Origin of the sequence: Luteolibacter yonseiensis (genome assembly GCF_016595465.1) — a bacterium.
Lineage (GTDB): Bacteria > Verrucomicrobiota > Verrucomicrobiia > Verrucomicrobiales > Akkermansiaceae > Luteolibacter > Luteolibacter yonseiensis.
The window spans coordinates 60,653-77,086 of the sequence record NZ_JAENIK010000011.1 but is presented as its reverse complement, the minus strand read 5'-3'; the positions used below and the strand labels follow the sequence as shown (position 1 = coordinate 77,086).

Sequence of the window (16,434 nt, the reverse complement as noted above, 5' to 3'; positions counted from 1 at the left end):
CCAAGGTGCCATATCCGGCGGAATTCACGCCCTCTCCGATCCTTTCCCGTTTCCCAAACCCACTGATCATGAACCTTCCCATCCTCTACATCAAACGCGGTTGCCCGTGGTGTGACGAAGTCGTCGAGTATCTCGACAGCAAGAAAATCGAGGTCCAGACCTTCAACGTCTCCGGCGATCGCGAGGCCATGCAGGAAATGGTGGCGCTCTCCGGCCAGAGCAAGGCCCCGACCATGGATTGGCATGGCGAGGTCCTCGCGGATTTCGGGGTGGATGAACTCGTGCCCTTTTTGAAAAAACGGGGCATCGTCTGACCGGCACCCGGAAAACCAGGGTGTCCCGATCAGCCCTGGGGATTCGAATCCAGCAGCTTCTTGAGCCGGTTCCGCATCGAGACCTTCGCCACCGCCGGCAGACGGTCCACGAACAACACGCCGTTCAAGTGGTCGATCTCATGTTGCAGGGCCCTGGCCAGCAGGCCGTCCGTCTCCACGACAAGCACCGATCCATCCAGCTGAGGCAGCGTCGCCTTCACCGCTTCCGGCCTGCGCACTTCCGCGCGGATGCCCCGGATGCTGAGGCAGCCTTCCATTCCAAATTCCTTTTCCTGACCGAACGCCAGCTCGGGATTGATGAAGATGAGCGGCATGATCTCTTCAAGGTTCGCATCCTCGCCATTCACCTTGAGGAAGGAAATGCAGTCCGGATCATGCGAGACGTCGATGACCGCCAGGCGCAGGTCCTCACCCACCTGTGGAGCGGCGAGGCCGACGCCGTTCGCGTCCACCATCGTTTCCAACATGTCGGCGACCAGTTCGATGATCGTATCATCCACCTCGGTGACAGGGCGGCAGCGTTGGCGGAGAACAGGGTGGCCGTATTGGACAATTTCGCGAATCATGAGGAAGTCCACAGGTCTCTAGCGGAACAAATCACAAAGGTCAAACCCCAGAAAACAACCATCCTTCCGTCTGTTTTTCAAATGGAGAAACAACGGACAGGTTCCTCCGGCGTGACTCCTCTTTCATTCCGCTTTCAAACTTGACCTGTTCAAAAGACCATGCATCTATTCGTCCCATGAGCTTGCAACTCCTCTCTTCCCGGCTCAAGCAGACCTTCGGCTACAATGAATTCCGGCCTCTTCAGCGGGAAATCATGGAGGCGTCGTTGGGGGGACGGGACACCGTTGCCATCCTGCCGACCGGAGCGGGAAAAAGTCTTTGTTACCAGCTCCCCGCCCTCGTCCGCGAAGGACTGACAGTCGTCGTCTCACCCCTCATCGCCCTGATGAAGGATCAGGTGGACCAGCTCGAAGCCAGCGGCGTGGCGGCGACGTTTCTCAACTCGACGCTTGATTCCAATGAAGCGCGCCGTCGCACCGACGGACTGGCGGCGGGAGAATACCAGCTGCTCTATGTGGCGCCGGAGCGCCTGATGCTGCCGGATTTCCTCATGCGGCTCAGGAATTGGAAAATCGCGGCACTGGCGGTGGACGAGGCGCACTGCATCAGCGAATGGGGCCACGACTTCCGTCCGGAATACCGAAGGCTGAGGGAGGTACGCGGAGTCCTTCCGGAAATCCCCGTGCTCGCACTCACCGCGACCGCCACCGGACGCGTGAGGGAGGACATCATCCGCCAGCTCGAACTCCGCGATCCCGCGGTCTTTCTCGCCAGTTTCAACCGGCCCAACCTGAAATACCAGGTCGTCGGAAAATCCGGAGCAGCGGCGCAGGTCTGTAATTTCGTGAACGCCCGGCCCGACGAGTCCGGCATCGTTTATTGCCAATCCCGCAAGAACACGGAATCGATGGCGGCGACGCTGCGGGCGCAAGGATTCTCGGCCGTCGCCTACCATGCCGGGCTGGATGCGGAGGAGCGCGCGAACAACCAGGAGGCATTCCTCCGCGACGAGGCGAAGATCGTCTGCGCCACCGTCGCATTCGGCATGGGCATCAACAAGCCGAACGTCCGCTACGTCATCCACGCGGACATGCCGAAGAACATCGAGGGCTACTATCAGGAGACCGGCCGCGCGGGGCGCGACGGCCTGCCATCCGACTGCCTCCTGCTGTTCTCCCGTGGCGACGTCACGAAATACCTCGGCTTCATCGATGCCATCCCCGACGAACACGCCCGCGCCGTGGCCCATGAGCAGCTCGACCAGATGGCCCACTTTGCCGAGAGCGACACCTGCCGACGCGTGACCCTGATGGGCTATTTCGGTGAAAGCTGGCCGCTGGAAAATTGCGGCGGCTGCGACCACTGCCTCAGTCCGCGCGAAAAATGGGACGCCACCACCGACGTCCAGAAACTTCTCAGCTGTGTGCTCCGCATCCGCCAGGCCGGAGGGTTCAGCGTCGGGATGAACCATCTGTCCGAAGTCCTGACCGGCGGCATGTCGGAGAAGATCGTGGGCTGGAAACATCACCTGCTCACCACCCACGGCATCGGCAAGGACCAGCCGCGCGATCATTGGGTGGATCTCGGAAGACAACTCCTGCGCCTCGGGCTGCTTGTGGGCAGCAGGGACAAATTCTCCACCATCAGTGTCACCCAACAGGGCATCGACACGCTCAAGCGGCGCGATACGGTCATGCTCACCCGTTCCCTCAACGTCGCGAAGTCCAAGGCCGCCCGCACAGGTGACATCCCTTGCGACACCGGTCTGTTCGAACGGCTCCGCTCGCTGCGGAAGGAACTCGCCGACGCCCGGAACATCCCGCCCTATGTCGTGTTTTCCGATGTGACGCTGCGCCATTGCAGCCGTGACTATCCGCAGAACGACGCGGCCCTGCTGCGTGTGCCCGGTGTGGGGGAGAAAAAACTGGACGACTTCGGACGCGCCTTCATCGATGTCATCCGCGACTGGCTCTCCGAAAACGAGCGGCTGGAATTCGCGCCGTTGGAAATCGCCGCCAGCGCCCCTCCGGTCTCAACCGGAAAGGGGATTCTCAGCGGCACCGCAGCGCAAACATTCGACCTGTTCAGTTCCGGCAGATCCATTGAAGAGATCGCCGCGATGCGGGATTTGGCCGTTTCCACCGTCGAGGGACATCTGGGCCAGGCGGTGGAATCCGGGAAAAACATCGACCCGCACCGCCTCTACACGGTGGGGGAAGAAGAGGAAATGCGTGCGGCCTTCGAGGGCTATGACGAACCCACCCTCAAACCGGTTTTCGAGCAATTGGAAGGACGCATCAGCTATGGCAAGCTCCGCTTCTACCGGGCGGCAAACCCTCCCGCCGCCGTCATGGGCTAGTTTTTCGGGGGCGGGGTTTCCATCGGGATCGGTCCGGGAAGGGCTGAGCGGAAAACGGGGAGCTGCCACCCGCCGTCCCTTTTCCTAAACCTTGCATGCCACGGCCGGAAGCATTACCCCTTGGGCACACGGTGCCCGACTCCTCTCTCAAACCCCAACGCAAATCCTCCTGGCCACGCACTTTGCTGCGGGCGGCTTTGATCTGTGGTGGCTCCGTCGCCATCCTGCTGCCCGCGTGGCTGCCTAACCGGCCCTCCGCCCCCATCGAGCGGGCGACGGTCGAGCTTTTGCAGGCATTCCTGCTCGCGGCCGCCGCAGCCATCATCCTGGGTGCGGCCTCGCACGCGGGACACAATCGTCCGGTCTGCCGGGTGATGGCGTTCGGGTTGATCGCGGCGTTCGTCGGTGAGATCGAGGACTTCGTCTCGGGCATCCTCGGCTGGAAATTTCCGGAGGCATGGTTCGTCGGAGTCATCCTGCTCATCGCGCTCATCACCGCCCTCCGCCACCGGCGGGTGATGATTCATTTCCTTTCGACCTTGGGAAATCACGCCGGGTCCGGCCTGATCGGTTCGGCGCTGCTCATCCTCTACGTCTTCAACCGGGTCATCGGCAGCGCCAAGTTCTGGAGGGCCACCCTTGGCGACGACTTCACCCAGGAGATTCCGAAAATGTGCAAGAGCTATCTCGAACTGCTCGCCTGTTACCTCATTTTCATCGGGGTGCTGGGACTTTCCATCACGTTGGCAAGGCGCAAGGAGCCATCTTAAAACCATGTTCCACATCGTCCTCATCGAGCCGGAAATCCCGCACAACGCCGGGGCCGCGGGCCGGCTCGCACTCGCCACCGATTCCACGCTCCACCTTGTCGAACCGCTCGGGTTTTCCCTGGAAGACAAGTATGTCCGCCGCACCGGACTGGACTATTGGCAGGACGTGAGGCTGGAGGTTTGGAAGAATTTCGACGATCTGCACGCGGCGGCGGATGAGACCGCGCGTTTCTGGTTCCTCAGCACAAAGGCGCGCGATTCACCGTGGCAGGCGGATTTCAAACCCGGAGACTATCTCGTCTTCGGTCGGGAAACGAGAGGACTGCCGGAGGAACTCGTCAGCGCGGCGGGCCCGCAGGCGCTCCGGATCCCGATGGCCCCCGGGGGCACGCGCAGCCTGAACCTGTCCACCGCCGTGGCGATCGTGCTCTACGAAGCGGTCAGGCAGCAGCAGCCGGCATGGTGATCCCGCCGGCCAAGAGATGTCCCATAATTTAGTGACATGACAGGATTCCAAATTTCCGCCAACTTTGCGCTGTCGAGGCGATGGGGATCACCTCTTCAGTATAGTATTCATGACTAAAAAACGGGGTCGCACGAGTGTGCGACCCCTTTTTTCTGCCTGGAAACCGCAGCGAACGATCTTCTTGACGGATCCCTCGCACTGACCAGAGGACGGGAAATGGATTGCCCGCCCTCCTTCCTATTGTTAGACCCCCCTCACATGAGACTGAAGTTCCTTCTTCCCCTGTTCTGCCTTTTGCTGCCGTCGGGCGGACGGCTGCACGCGCAGACCGGCCCGGATGGAAACAACGTCATCTCCAGCGAGGCGGAGATGAATGTCGAGCTCGACTGCTTTGTCGGCGGAGCCTCCGTGTGGAAGATCACGCCGGGAGAGGTGGAGTCCTCTTTTGCCAAAAAGGGATTCGCGTGGCTGGACGAAGGAACGAAGACACGCGGGGTCATCCGGCCCCGGGATCTGCTGCTCAAAAGCAGCACACCGTCCGGCGTCACGTTCAAGCCGGGCAAGGGCCTTCGTCACAAACTCACGCTCTTCGGCGCGACGGCTTACGAAGCGACTCTGGAATTCTCGGGAGACAAGCTCGCCACCGTGACGATCTCCATCTGGAACAAGGGAGATGCCGGGCAATCCACTTCCAAGCCGGCTTTCGAATACATGGTTGGCCAGACCGTGGCGTCGATGGACACCGTCCTGAAATCCCGTGGCCGGGATCTCGGCAGGGACAACTCCGGCGCGGCGAAACTTTCCCGCTGGAGATGGGAGACACCCGACACCCTCGCCCAGTTGGAACACAGCTCCGGCAAGGACGAGGACCGGTCGTTCGTGGGGGACTTCATCCGGCTCCGCTTCGCGCCGAAAGGTGGCATGAGAATGGATTCCACGGTGGCCGCTCCCGGCAAGCTGGGAGTGGCGGCCCTCGCCACCCGGGTGAAAAAAACAGCCGAAGGAGACGTCTATGTGGAAGGAGTCCCGATGGTGGACCAGGGCGAAAAAGGCTACTGCGCGGTGGCCAGCACCGAGCGTGTCATGCGTTACTATGGCATCCAGGTGGATCAGCACGACCTCGCCAAAGCGGCCGAAACCTCCCAATACGGAACCCGTCCGCAGGATTTCGAAGATGCCATCCACCGCCTGCAGGGCCGCTTCAAGATCCGGGTGCGCGACCTGATCACCTTCGACCAGCGGGACTACGAACGCATCGTGGACAATTACAACCGCGAGGCGAAAAAGGCCGGCATGCCCCAGTGGGAACCCGGTGACTATTACTTCAAGTTCAACGCGGACATCATGCGCGAGGCCCGCTGCCGGGCCGGAGCTTTCGAAAAGTTCCGGACGATGATCACCACCGCCACCTCGCGGGGAGTCCCCCTGCTGTGGGCGCTCTCGCTCGGCCGCTATCCGGAGACGGGTCGTGAGAATCCACAGGGTGGAGGCGGCCACATGCGCACCATCATCGGCTACAATGCCAAAACCGACGAGGTGATTTTCTCCGACTCCTGGGGAGCCGGCCACGAGATCAAGAAAATGAAAGGGCGCGACGCCTGCGCGGCAACCAACGGGCTTTATCTGGTTGAACCCGCGGCGAACTGACACCATTTTTCATCAATAAGGTGACTCTGCTCCCAAGTCGCGGCTCCGTGGACTGCGTGCGGCTCGCCGCTTTCATCTGCCAGCTCGCTGGCCGGAACGGAGGTTCGAATTCATAGGGCGCGCCTCCCCTTGTGCGACAGCCTGCGGAGCAATCAATGATCCGCTGTGGTCCGCCATGTCAGCAAGCTGACTACGGAAAGCGGCAGCGGGCTGCGCGCATTCCGAAAGCTTCGCCGGTTCCAATCGTCACTTTATTTTCGGAAACTGGTATGAGCATGCGGCGGGTCCTCCGGCTCCGACACGTCTTCCATCCGGACGCGCGGGAGGGACGGATCAGGTTACCTCGCACCCGCCGCCTTCAGTTCCGCGATGGCGGAGTCCAGGCGGTTGCGGGCCGCGGTGAGATTGGTGTTCAGCTCGCGGATCCTGGCATCGCGCTCGGCGATCGCTTTTTCCCAGATCTCCGTTTGCTTGAGGATCGCCTCGTTGTTGATGGCGACGGCACTGGCGGTGGTGGCGGCCTGGGCCTCGCGCTCGGCCATCATTTTCGCCATGGCCTCTTCCATTTCATTGCGCGTCCGCATGGTGGACTCGATGGAATCCTTGAGCTGCCTGACGTCGTTCTCCAATGCTCCCGCCCGGTTCTTTTCCGAGTCCAGTTGCTCACGGGTGGTTCCCAACTCCGCGTTGAGAACCCCTATCCTATTGTAGTTGATCCGTTCGTTGATCCACTGGACGACGATGATGCCGGTGATGACCAGGCAACCGACCAGGTTGGCGATGGGCAGGATGCGGTTGGTGGTCACGGCTTGGTGGCTTTGGATTCGAAGCTGACTTTCTCGATGCCGGCGGCGCGCACCGCGTTGAGCACATCGAGCACGACCTTGTGTCGGGACTCGGCGTCCGCGGAAATGAGGACGCGCGTCTCGGAAGGTGCGGCTTCTTTCTGGAGACGGGTGGTGATTTCCGAAAGCGTGATGATCTTGCTGTCCCAGGTGATCACCCCATTCGGATCCACGGCGATCTGGAACGGAGGCGCTTTGGTATCCGCAACACCGGTGGATGCCTCGGGCAGGTTGATCGGCACGCGGTTGAGCTGGGTCATGCTCAGACTGACCATCATGAAGCTGGCCAACAGGAAGAACATGATGTCGATGAGCGGCACCACTTCGATGCGGGCTTCATCACCATGGTCGTCGCCGGAGGAGTTTCCTGAAAGTTGGATGGGCATGGGAGAAAATCTTACGCCTTGTTTTTCGGGGCGGGGCGGCCTTGTGTCTGGAGCGCGAAAACCTCCAGGTCGTAACCGTGTTCCTTGGCGGATCGGACAAGCAGTTCCGAGTGGTTGATCCAGCGTTCCAGAGAAGAGCGGAGGACGGAGACGCGCTTGCGGAAGAAGTTATAGGGCAGCAGGCAGAGGACCGCGATCGCGATGCCGCACGCCGTGGCGATGAGCGCCTCACCGATGCCGCCGGTGACCTTGGTGACGGCGAGCTGGTCCGAGCCGATGGCGGCGAAGGATCCCATGAGGCCGGCCACGGTGCCGAAAAGTCCCAGCAGCGGGGCCAGGGTGATCATGGTGCTGAGCACCCACATGCGCGCCTCGGCCTTTTCGATCAGGTGGGTCGCGTGAAGCTGCATTGCGGCGAGCATGGAGGTGTTCGCGTGGCTCATGCCCTCGCGCAGGTTCGCAAGGTATGGCTCGGGGGTGTTCTCACCCAGTTTCCAAGCAGTGGCGAAGTCTCCGGTACCGAGCGCTTCACGGGCTTTTTCCTGAAGACCGCCACGGACCTTGGACTGGAGAGCGGACCACCAGATGGAGCGGTCCAGAATCACACAGAGGGAGAGCAGGAAGGTGATGAGGATGGGCCACATGACCCATCCGCCTTCGATGAATTTTTCTACGACGATGTTGGCGAGCACGGAGTTACTGGTTCAATTTGAAGACAATGGGCCGGATGTATTTACTGACCTTTCCGGGTGGAAATTTCCAGCGGCGCACCGCATTGATGGCGCTTTCGTTGAGAAGCGGCCACGGCGAGGCGCTTTTCGCGTAGGCGGAGACGACGCGCCCGCTTTCATCCACCACGAACTCGACGATGATCGTCCCGGTCTGGCCGCTCGCCCGGGCGGCGGACGGATACGGTGGCGCGGGCATGCGCCCACCCGAAAGACGCTTGGCATCGGACATTCCCGAGCCGCCGTTCTGTCCGCCGTTGCCCGCTTTCCCCTGGGCATCGGCCCGGGTGTTGGGCGACCCGCCGGTCGCGCTGGTCGGCATGTTCGAGCGGGTGGGAGTCTTGCTGTTCGTCCGGGGAACAGGGCGTGGCTTCGTGGGCGCGGGAGCCGGATTTTCCGCGGTCTTCGTGACCGGGGGAGGCATGTCCGGAATCTCCGGCAACGGGGTGACCTCCGCGACGTCCGGCATTTCCGGAGGAGTGGGAAGGGTTTCCTGTTCTGCAAATGGAACTTCCGTTTCTTCCGCCACGCCCGTGGTGCCTGTGTCGGTCTCTTGAGAGGGAGGTGCGCTGTCTGTCGTGAAAGCGTCTGTCAGGACGGTGGATTCGAGATCCTTGTAGGGATCGACCGATTTTTCACTTCGCAGGATCTCTTGGGTGACAGGGATCACGATGCCCACCGTACCAAATCCCGCCACACTCAGCCATGTGGCGAGCGTCCCGATATTGATGGCATAAAGGATGGAGGTCATGCGGGCCGTAGCGCGGTTCTAATGAGATTCGCTCTCAACAATAACAAGAAAAATGTGTTTCGCCATCGGGGAATTCAGGCCAGGGCCGCTTCCGCACGCTGGAGGCTGGAGAGGGTGGAGATTGCCCGACGGACATGCTCGGATTCATGCGGACGCGCGCGGACCCGGAGTTCGAGTTCCGCCTTCGCCAACAGGAGTTCGCGGGACATTTCTTTTTTCAAAACCGCGTCATCGGCCAACGGTCCCTCACCGGTGGTCCATTCGCGGATGAATTCACCCAGAAAGTGCGGTTGGCAGGTGCGGTAGATCTTCGCGCCGTAGCGGACGAAGTCGGCAAGCCACGGTGCCCGGTAGCCCGAACTGCGGATGAGTGCGAGCGCTTCCTCCGCGGAGTTGGTGGCGGTGGCGATCCAATCCTGTGCGAGTTCGATCCCCCCCGGCTCGTCCAGCAACATGGCAAGGGAATGGCACAGGATGCCCCGGGCCTTGATCGAGGCTTCGGCCACAGGGCCGGTCGGGTCGAGCCCCTTCAGGAAGTCCACCGCGATGCCCGCACTGCTCCAGCCACCGACACTGCGGCCCAGATCGAGCAGAACGCGGGCGCGGTTCGCGTGTGACATGGAAGCCAGCAACCGCCGTTCGGGCGTGGCGGACGTCCCCCATCTCTCCAACAGTTCTTCCGCTTTTGAAAACCCTGTGAGCGCTTCGGCCGGTCTCCCGGATTCGCCACAAGTTGTGGCTCGGTTGATCCATGCCAGAATAAGGCGTTCAGGACAGTCCGGATTTTGATCCAACGGGACATGTCGCATCGCATGGATGGCCCGATCCAGCGAATGAATCGCCTCATCGCGGCGATCAAGCGCACGCAGGACATCGCTGCGGTTGATGTAGGCGGCGGCGAGCAGCCAGGCGGCCTGGGGATCTTCCTGCCATGGTTGGGACTCGCGGAGGTTGGCGGCGTCCTCGAAATGCCGGAGAGCGGACTGGAAATCACCATCCCGCATACGGGCGATGCCTTCGAGCATGTGCTGCCTGGATTCCATCATGCGGCGGCGCGGCGTTTTTTGAAAAACCGGCGGAAGGAGAGAGCGAAACCGGTCCAGACCAGCACCGCGCTGGCGGTGGCCGCCAACCCGGCGATGGTCTGACCGGGAAGGCCGCCGGCCTCCCCGGTGTGGAGCCAGCGGATCCAGGTGCGTGTCTGCCGGCCGGGCCCGAGATCGTCAAATCCTTCGGATTTCACGATGCCGGAGGTCGCCAGATCCACGGTGATGGTGCGGCGCAGGTCCGGGCGTCCACGGTGGGAGTCCGCGACGATGAAGGTGGCGGTCTTGGCGAAAGGAAGCTGGAGCTGGATGCTTTGCCAATCGGGGTTGGAGGATTTCACTGTTGCGAAAGCGGCATCGAGGCCTGCCAGGCTTTCCGGCAGGGTGAAAGGGGCCGGCTTTTTCCGTTCGCCTTGGACGGGTGGAGTCTCGCCAGCGAGGTGGAAGACGAGCGTGGTCGCCCATGGCTGGGAAATGACGGTGCCGCTGATGACAATGACAAGCAGTGGAATGGCGGCCCAGAAACCGAAGACGTTGTGCCAGTTCCAATCCCTCGCGCGGCCCTTTAGGCGTTTTTGCAGCAGTGTGATGGCTTTCACACCGGAACGGGTCCAGCGTTTGGGGAACCACAGGAAGACCCCTGTGACGAGGAGGAAGAGGAACATCAGGTTGCCAATCCCGATGATTGCTTTCCCGGTGGCTTGGGAGGCGCCCTCACGTCCGAGCCAGCGATGCCAGCTGAGAATGAATTTAAAGAAACCACGGACGGCGGTGTTGCCATTGCCCAGGGATTTTCCGGTATAGGGGTCCGAGAAAACGGCTTTTTCTTTTCCGAACTGATAGACCACCGGTCTGGTGGCGTCCCGTTCGAATCCAAGGGAGGAAGGGGGCTGTTTGGCGGTCCTGAGACCATCCAGATGCGCCTCGGGTCCGAGAGGGTTGCCGGTGGCCGTGATGTGGAATCCGTCCGCCTTCTCGACAATCTGGCGCTCGAAGGCCATGAGCACGCCCGTGACGGACATCATCAGCACGAGCACGCCCGCAAGGAGGCCGATGCCGAGGTGGAGCCAGAAGATGGTTTTCCTTACAAGCTTCATCACATTTCGGCCCACTGGCGAAGCAGGTTGTGATAGACGCCGGTGAGTTGGACGGTGCTGTCCTCGGCGGCCTTCTGCCCGGCGAATTCCCCGGCGATGCGCTGGGTGGCGAGATCGAGATCAAACAGCAGCGTGCGCTGCTCGTCGCTGCGGATCATGCTTTGGAGCCAGAAAAAGGAGCAAACGCGGGCGCCCCGCGTGACAGGCGTGACGTGGTGCAGGCTGGTGGCCGGATAGAGCACCATGTGACCGGCGGGAAGCTTGACACGTTGGACGCCGTAGGTGTCCTCGATGCATAGCTCGCCACCGTCATATTCCTCCGGCTCCGCGAAAAACAGGGTGGCGGAGAGATCGGTGCGGATGCGGTGGCCGGTGCCCGGCACCTGGCGGATCGCATTGTCCACATGGGTGCCGAACGACTGGCCGCCGGTGTAGCGGTTGAACAGCGGCGGAAAGACATGGAGCGGCAGCGCGGCCGAGAGGAACAGCGGGTTTTTCCCCAATGCCTCCAGCACCATCGCTCCGAGTTCTTTCGCCGCCGGAGAACCTTCCGGAAGCTGCATGTTGTCCTTCGCCTTGGCGGACTGGTGGCCTGCGGTGACCTTGCCGTCGATCCAGTCGGCGGCGTCAAGGATGGCACGGGCCTCCGCCACTTGGGCGGGGGTGAGAACGTCAGGGATACGGATCAACATGCGGCTGCCGGTAGGTGTTGGATTTCAGAATTGGAAGTCCGCGGTGAGCGAAATGGTGCGACCGACTCCGGGAACGAAGTGTCCGCCACCGACACGGTCGATGTATTCTTCGTCAAAGAGGTTGTCCGCATTGAGGCGGAAGGTCACGTTTTCGTTCAGATCGTAGGAAGCCATCGCATTGAACAGGATGAAATCGGGGGCCTTTTGACGGGTCTCACCGTTCGAGTTGTTGTAGCGGCTGCCCACATACTGGCTGCCGACACCGACGCTGAAACCGGCCGGCAGGTCATGCACCGCCCAGAGGCTGAAGGAATTTTCCGGGGTGTTGCTGACTTCGTTGCCGACTTCGTGCGGGTTGGCGGATTCCTCCACCTCGCTGTCGAGGAAGGTGTAGCCACCGATCAAACGCAGCTTGTCGGTGATGCTGCCGGTGAAGCCGACCTCGACGCCTTGCACGACCTGTTCCCCGGTGACGGAAACCTCATCCGTGACTGGATCAGTGGTGCGGGCGTTTGATTTGTCGGTCCGGAACAGGGCTCCGGTCACAAGCAGCTTCTGTTCGAAGAATTCCCATTTCGCTCCGAGTTCCATGGTTTCGCTTTCCTCGGGATCCACGCCGATGTTGGCGGCCGTCGTGCCGTAGGTCAGCAGTTCGGTGGAGGGGTTGTAGGAGGATCCGTAGCCGAAGTAGATGCTTCCTTCCCTGACCGGCTTGTAGGTGACCGAGGCGCGGTAGCTCAGGACATCGTCGCCAACGGTTTTGTTGTAGAGCAATGGTGTGGGTGTGACCGCGTAGCTCGTGTAGTCCGTGCGTGTCGAATCGAAACGGAGGCCGCCGGACACTTCCCAGTGTTCGTCGATCTTCGCCGTGTCGAAGAGATAAACCGCCGCGCTCTCCACCTCCGCGCTGGTGTAGGAGCCGTTGCGCTCGATCCTACCCACGTAAGGGACGAGTTGTTCACCGGTGAGAAGGTCGATCTGCGGAGTTTGGGATGGCAGGATCGGAAGCCCGGTGGCGGGATCAATGACGGAGCGGCCGTAATTCTTGGACTCCTCGCGGCTGATCTCGAAGCCGGTCACCACGGTGTGCTCCACGCTGCCGGTGGCGAAGTCGTAGACAAAGTTGGTTTGGTTGTAGAAACCGGTGTCCAGTTGGTCACGCGACTGGAACTGTTGGTTCAGAACCGTGCTGTTGTAGCTGGTCGTGCCGGGGACGGAGGTGTCGCTCACGAACCGGGGGGCCGTGGTCACCGAGTCTCGATCGTTCCGGCTGTAACGGAAGCCGCTGGTGAGCTTGAGGCTCTCGTTGATGTCGTGTTCGAACGCCGCCGTGAAGATGTCGGTCTGGATTTCTTCATAATCGCGCTCGGAATTGCCATACCAGTTTTCGTAGCTGACAGACGGAATACCGGAATCAAGACCCGTGTTGTTGACGACGGTGACGGGGGTGCCGCCGGCACCGACGACGGTGGAGTTGCGGGGTACCCACGGGAGACCATAGTCAGGGGTGTTCTCCTGATCCAAGTGCATGTAGGACAGGGTGAAACGGGTATCCGTTCCAAGTCCGAAAGTGATGGTCGGAGCGACGCCCCAACGCTCCTGCTCGACTCCGTCACGGTCGGCGATGTCCTGTGAGTGGAGCAATCCGTTCAACCGGAACGCCGTTCCCTTGAGGTAGGGCAGTTCCTGGTTCACGTCGAAGGTGCCGCGATAGAGTTCGTCGGTGCCGACGGTGGCGGCCCCGCCGTAGGAATTTCCGAGATGTGCGGTTTTCGAAGCGATGTTCACGGAACCACCTGTGGAACCACGACCGCTGTTCGCGGAAGCAGGTCCCTTGGCGACTTCAACCTGCTCGATGTTGAACGGGTCACGGGTGTAACCGCCGCCGGCGGAATCCCGGAAGCCATCGACAAAGATATCCGAACGGGCCGCGAAGCCACGGATCGCAAGGTTGTCACCGGATGGACCGCCGCCGCCCTCACCAGCCTGCATGCTGATGCCCGGCACATTGCGAAGCACGTCGCGCAGGCTGGTCGCGCCTTGCTCTCGGATCACTTCCTGAGGCAGGACGGTCACCGTCTGTGGCACATCGCGGATGGGCACCGTGTATTTCTTGGAGGTGAGATTCTCCGGCTTGTAGAGTTTCTTCGTCCCATCCGCCTGCACGACAAGCTCGGGCAATGAGGTGGCGCCGCCTTCCGGCTTTGCAGACTCCTCCGCTGCCGGTGTGGCCGCAGGTGCCGCCAACTGGCTCAGCGCCAGAAGGGTGCTGGTCATGGCCAATTTTTCCGACCGTCCGGTGGAACGGAGACTTGTTGAACTGAAATCGCTGTCTGTTTTCATGGATGGATTTACGAATGGGGGCATCGGACGATGCAAAATGCACGCCCAAAGCTGTTGCAAATGGTTCTCATTATGCTTTAGGAGTCGATGAAATTTATTAAAAACCCCTAAGAAAATTATAAATATCTTATAACGAATAGGAAATGTCTTAAAAATCCGTCATTTTCAGACATCCTAGCAATTATGACCAAACCTTTCAAAAAAATGTTTTGCTATTGAGATTCTTTCTCATTTGTGTGGTGACAGTTCAGGACGGTCTCCTGAAATTTTCCCTCACCATGAAAAGAAAAAATCAGCTTCGCCCCGCCTTGTGGGTGCTCCCGTTCACCATCACCGCGGCATTTTCACAAACCGCGACCTCCCCGGATGCTACCGAACTGGACACCCTGACCGTGACCGCGCAAGCGCTGACCTCTGAAAGCTACGCTCCACCGGAAACCACCCTCGGAGCCTTGAAGACACCGGCTCCCCTGCTTGAAACCCCTCAAGCCGTGACCGTGTTGACCGAGCAACTCATCGAGGATCAGGACGCGGTGAAACTGGAAGAAGTGTTGCGCAACGTGGCCGGTATTTCCACCGGCGGTTTCTATGGTGCCTACGATCAGTACCGGATCCGGGGCTTCGATGCCTCCTACAAGACCTACTGGGACGGACTCCGTGGCGACAACGGCACCTCTCCGGAAATATTCGGTTTCGAAAAGGTAGAGGTCATCAAAGGACCCGCATCCTCCCTCTATGGCAACGCGCCGCTCGGCGGCCTCGTCAATCTCGTCAGCAAGCGCCCGAAATATGACACCGGCGGGGAAATCGGCCTCGGAGTGGGTTCCTTCAATACCTATGAGGCTTCGGTGGACGCCTACTCGCCACTCTATACCCCCGGTTCCGGCAGCGTGGGCGCGAAAGGCGGCAGCGTGGACGGGAAATCCGGCATCTACGGCCGCATCCTGGGCCTCTATCGTGAGACGGACACGTTCATTTCCCACTCGGAAAAAGAGCGGCTTTTCATCGCACCTTCGGTTCTTTTCCAAATTTCGGAAGACACCCAGTTCACATTCCTGGGCAGCTACACCCATGACGACAAAACCGAAGGCATGCCCCTGCCCGCCTCGGGAACCGTGCTTTCAAACCCGAACGGCCATATCCCGCTCGACCGCTACATCGGCATCCCCGGCCAGGGAAACAATGTGGACTTCAAGCGTCTGAGGCTCGGCTATGATTTCAGCCATCGCTTCAACGATGTGGTTTCGGTGCGTCAGAACTTCAACTACACCCGCATCGACCAGGCGTGGGACCGTCTTTTCTATCCGCAGTTCGGCGGCACCCTGACCAACGGCGAGAGGGAACTCACCCTTTACCCGTATTCCTATGACGACACGAGCAACCGCTACGGCGTCGATACGGGGCTTGATTTCAACTTCAACACCGGCGCGGTCAAACACACCGCCACCGTGGGCGTGGACTATTACCACGAAAAGGGCTCCACCCGCAATTCCACGTTCGGCGTCGGTTCGATCGTCATCGATGTTTTCGACCCCGACTACGACCAGCTCGTCCCGAAACCCGATCTTGGGGACAAATATGAGACAGGCTCTGAAATCGTCGGCTTCTACGCCCAGGACCACATGAAACTCTCCGAATCCGTCAGCCTGACTCTCGGCGGACGCTTCGACAGCTACCGTGACCTTGCCACCGACAACTCCGAAACCGCTTTCTCACCGAAGGCCGGTCTGACCTATGAGTTCATCAAGGACGTCGCCGCCTACGCCAATTACAGCAAGTCGTTCGAAACGCAGAACGATCCGCTCGGTGCCGCAATCGAACCGATCGAGGGCGAGAATATCGAAGGAGGTGTGAAATACAGCGCCTTTGACGGAAAATGGACCGGTATGGCATCGGTTTTCGAACTCACCCGCTCGAACGCGCTGATCTCGACCGGCGGACTGACCTACGTCACTTCCGGCGAACAACGCAGCCGCGGATTCGAATTCGAAAACACCCTGGCACTCCTGCCGGGGCTCGGCATCATCTCCGCCTACACTTACCTCGACGCGGAAGTTTCCAAAGATCCCGTTCTGGAAGGCAACGACCTTGTCGGGGTGCCGGAAAACAACTTCAGCATCTGGGCGAAATACACCATCCAGGACGGCGCGTTCAAGGGCGTGGGCTTCGGCCTCGGCGGTCGCGCGGTGAGCAACCAGGCGGCCGACGCCGCGAACAGCTTCGACCTTCCTTCGTTTGCCGTTCTCGATGCCGCGTTGTATTATGAGAAGGATAATTTCAGCGCGCAGGTGAACTTCAAGAACATCACGGATGAGGAATACTTCTCCGGGTCCTCGGGCGCTTTCTACGTCCTTCCCGCGGAGCCGTTCAACGTGACCGCAAGCGCTTCCTGGAAGTTCTGA

Annotated in this window: 15 protein-coding genes; 6 read left to right on the top strand and 9 right to left on the bottom strand. The window is 60.5% G+C overall.

The genetic code is table 11. The features are described from left to right. Nucleotides 1–68: 68 nt before the first annotated feature. On the top strand, nucleotides 69–314 hold the full coding sequence (locus tag JIN84_RS10020) for a glutaredoxin family protein (RefSeq protein ID WP_200350916.1): 246 nt from the start codon (nucleotides 69–71) through the stop codon (nucleotides 312–314). Nucleotides 315–343: 29 nt separating this feature from the next. Here the strand turns inward: JIN84_RS10020 and def are convergent, their stop codons facing one another. Further along, the gene (gene def / locus JIN84_RS10015) at nucleotides 344–901 is read right to left on the bottom strand and encodes a peptide deformylase (protein ID WP_200350915.1); all 558 of its coding nucleotides are present in this window, start codon (nucleotides 899–901) and stop codon (nucleotides 344–346) included. A 176-nt stretch (nucleotides 902–1,077) separates the two neighbouring features. Here def and recQ point away from each other — a divergent pair, with 176 nt between their 5' ends. From recQ to JIN84_RS09995, 4 genes are all read left to right on the top strand, one after another. Continuing rightward, on the top strand, nucleotides 1,078–3,261 hold the full coding sequence (gene recQ, locus JIN84_RS10010) for a DNA helicase RecQ (protein ID WP_200350914.1): 2,184 nt from the start codon (nucleotides 1,078–1,080) through the stop codon (nucleotides 3,259–3,261). A 131-nt stretch (nucleotides 3,262–3,392) separates the two neighbouring features. Beyond that, on the top strand, nucleotides 3,393–4,031 hold the full coding sequence (locus JIN84_RS10005) for a hypothetical protein (RefSeq protein WP_200350913.1): 639 nt from the start codon (nucleotides 3,393–3,395) through the stop codon (nucleotides 4,029–4,031). A gap of 4 nt (nucleotides 4,032–4,035) precedes the next feature. Continuing rightward, nucleotides 4,036–4,497 (top strand): tRNA (cytidine(34)-2'-O)-methyltransferase, encoded by a 462-nt coding sequence (locus JIN84_RS10000; RefSeq protein WP_200350912.1) that lies wholly within the window; start codon nucleotides 4,036–4,038, stop codon nucleotides 4,495–4,497. Nucleotides 4,498–4,755: 258 nt separating this feature from the next. Beyond that, a complete protein-coding gene (locus JIN84_RS09995; protein WP_200350911.1) occupies nucleotides 4,756–6,144 on the top strand; it encodes a C39 family peptidase in 1,389 nt (462 codons plus the stop codon). Between the two features lie 338 nt (nucleotides 6,145–6,482). Here the strand turns inward: JIN84_RS09995 and JIN84_RS09990 are convergent, their stop codons facing one another. The 8 genes from JIN84_RS09990 to JIN84_RS09955 form a co-directional block, all read right to left on the bottom strand. Next, entirely contained in the window at nucleotides 6,483–6,950 is a 468-nt protein-coding gene (locus tag JIN84_RS09990) for a hypothetical protein (protein ID WP_200350910.1), read from the bottom strand. Then, complete coding sequence (locus JIN84_RS09985) at nucleotides 6,947–7,375, bottom strand: ExbD/TolR family protein (RefSeq protein ID WP_200350909.1); 429 nt, start codon at nucleotides 7,373–7,375, stop codon at nucleotides 6,947–6,949. Before JIN84_RS09985 ends, JIN84_RS09990 begins: the two co-directional genes overlap by 4 nt. A gap of 11 nt (nucleotides 7,376–7,386) precedes the next feature. Continuing rightward, nucleotides 7,387–8,067 carry a MotA/TolQ/ExbB proton channel family protein gene (locus JIN84_RS23375; RefSeq protein ID WP_200350908.1) on the bottom strand — a complete coding sequence of 227 codons (681 nt, stop codon included), beginning with the start codon at nucleotides 8,065–8,067 and terminating at the stop codon, nucleotides 7,387–7,389. Between the two features lie 4 nt (nucleotides 8,068–8,071). After that, nucleotides 8,072–8,854: an energy transducer TonB gene (locus JIN84_RS09975; protein WP_200350907.1), complete on the bottom strand. Its 783-nt coding sequence runs from the start codon at nucleotides 8,852–8,854 to the stop codon at nucleotides 8,072–8,074. Between the two features lie 74 nt (nucleotides 8,855–8,928). Next, nucleotides 8,929–9,900, bottom strand: coding sequence for a DUF3856 domain-containing protein (locus JIN84_RS09970; RefSeq protein WP_234043421.1), 972 nt, complete (start codon nucleotides 9,898–9,900; stop codon nucleotides 8,929–8,931). Further along, nucleotides 9,897–10,997, bottom strand: coding sequence for a PepSY-associated TM helix domain-containing protein (locus JIN84_RS09965; RefSeq protein WP_200350905.1), 1,101 nt, complete (start codon nucleotides 10,995–10,997; stop codon nucleotides 9,897–9,899). Before JIN84_RS09965 ends, JIN84_RS09970 begins: the two co-directional genes overlap by 4 nt. Then, entirely contained in the window at nucleotides 10,997–11,689 is a 693-nt protein-coding gene (locus tag JIN84_RS09960; RefSeq protein WP_200350904.1) for a Fe2+-dependent dioxygenase, read from the bottom strand. The genes JIN84_RS09965 and JIN84_RS09960 overlap by 1 nt, the downstream gene beginning before the upstream one ends. 24 nt (nucleotides 11,690–11,713) lie before the next feature. Continuing rightward, entirely contained in the window at nucleotides 11,714–13,966 is a 2,253-nt protein-coding gene (locus JIN84_RS09955) for a TonB-dependent receptor (protein WP_200350903.1), read from the bottom strand. Between the two features lie 344 nt (nucleotides 13,967–14,310). On the opposite strand from JIN84_RS09955, the gene JIN84_RS09950 reads away from it, so the two are divergent. Further along, nucleotides 14,311–16,434 (top strand): TonB-dependent siderophore receptor, encoded by a 2,124-nt coding sequence (locus JIN84_RS09950; RefSeq protein WP_200350902.1) that lies wholly within the window; start codon nucleotides 14,311–14,313, stop codon nucleotides 16,432–16,434.

Excerpts from the sequence above, each read along its gene's own strand:
- JIN84_RS10020 (WP_200350916.1), top strand. The coding sequence starts at position 69 with ATGAACCTTCCCATCCTCTACATCAAACGCGGTTGCCCGTGGTGTGAC.
- recQ (WP_200350914.1), top strand. The coding sequence starts at position 1,078 with ATGAGCTTGCAACTCCTCTCTTCCCGGCTCAAGCAGACCTTCGGCTAC.
- JIN84_RS09985 (WP_200350909.1), bottom strand. The coding sequence starts at position 7,375 with ATGCCCATCCAACTTTCAGGAAACTCCTCCGGCGACGACCATGGTGAT.
- JIN84_RS09995 (WP_200350911.1), top strand. The coding sequence starts at position 4,756 with ATGAGACTGAAGTTCCTTCTTCCCCTGTTCTGCCTTTTGCTGCCGTCG.
- JIN84_RS09960 (WP_200350904.1), bottom strand. The coding sequence starts at position 11,689 with ATGTTGATCCGTATCCCTGACGTTCTCACCCCCGCCCAAGTGGCGGAG.
- JIN84_RS09965 (WP_200350905.1), bottom strand. The coding sequence starts at position 10,997 with ATGAAGCTTGTAAGGAAAACCATCTTCTGGCTCCACCTCGGCATCGGC.
- JIN84_RS09970 (WP_234043421.1), bottom strand. The coding sequence starts at position 9,900 with ATGATGGAATCCAGGCAGCACATGCTCGAAGGCATCGCCCGTATGCGG.
- JIN84_RS09955 (WP_200350903.1), bottom strand. The coding sequence starts at position 13,966 with ATGACCAGCACCCTTCTGGCGCTGAGCCAGTTGGCGGCACCTGCGGCC.
- def (WP_200350915.1), bottom strand. The coding sequence starts at position 901 with ATGATTCGCGAAATTGTCCAATACGGCCACCCTGTTCTCCGCCAACGC.
- JIN84_RS10000 (WP_200350912.1), top strand. The coding sequence starts at position 4,036 with ATGTTCCACATCGTCCTCATCGAGCCGGAAATCCCGCACAACGCCGGG.
- JIN84_RS09950 (WP_200350902.1), top strand. The coding sequence starts at position 14,311 with ATGAAAAGAAAAAATCAGCTTCGCCCCGCCTTGTGGGTGCTCCCGTTC.
- JIN84_RS09975 (WP_200350907.1), bottom strand. The coding sequence starts at position 8,854 with ATGACCTCCATCCTTTATGCCATCAATATCGGGACGCTCGCCACATGG.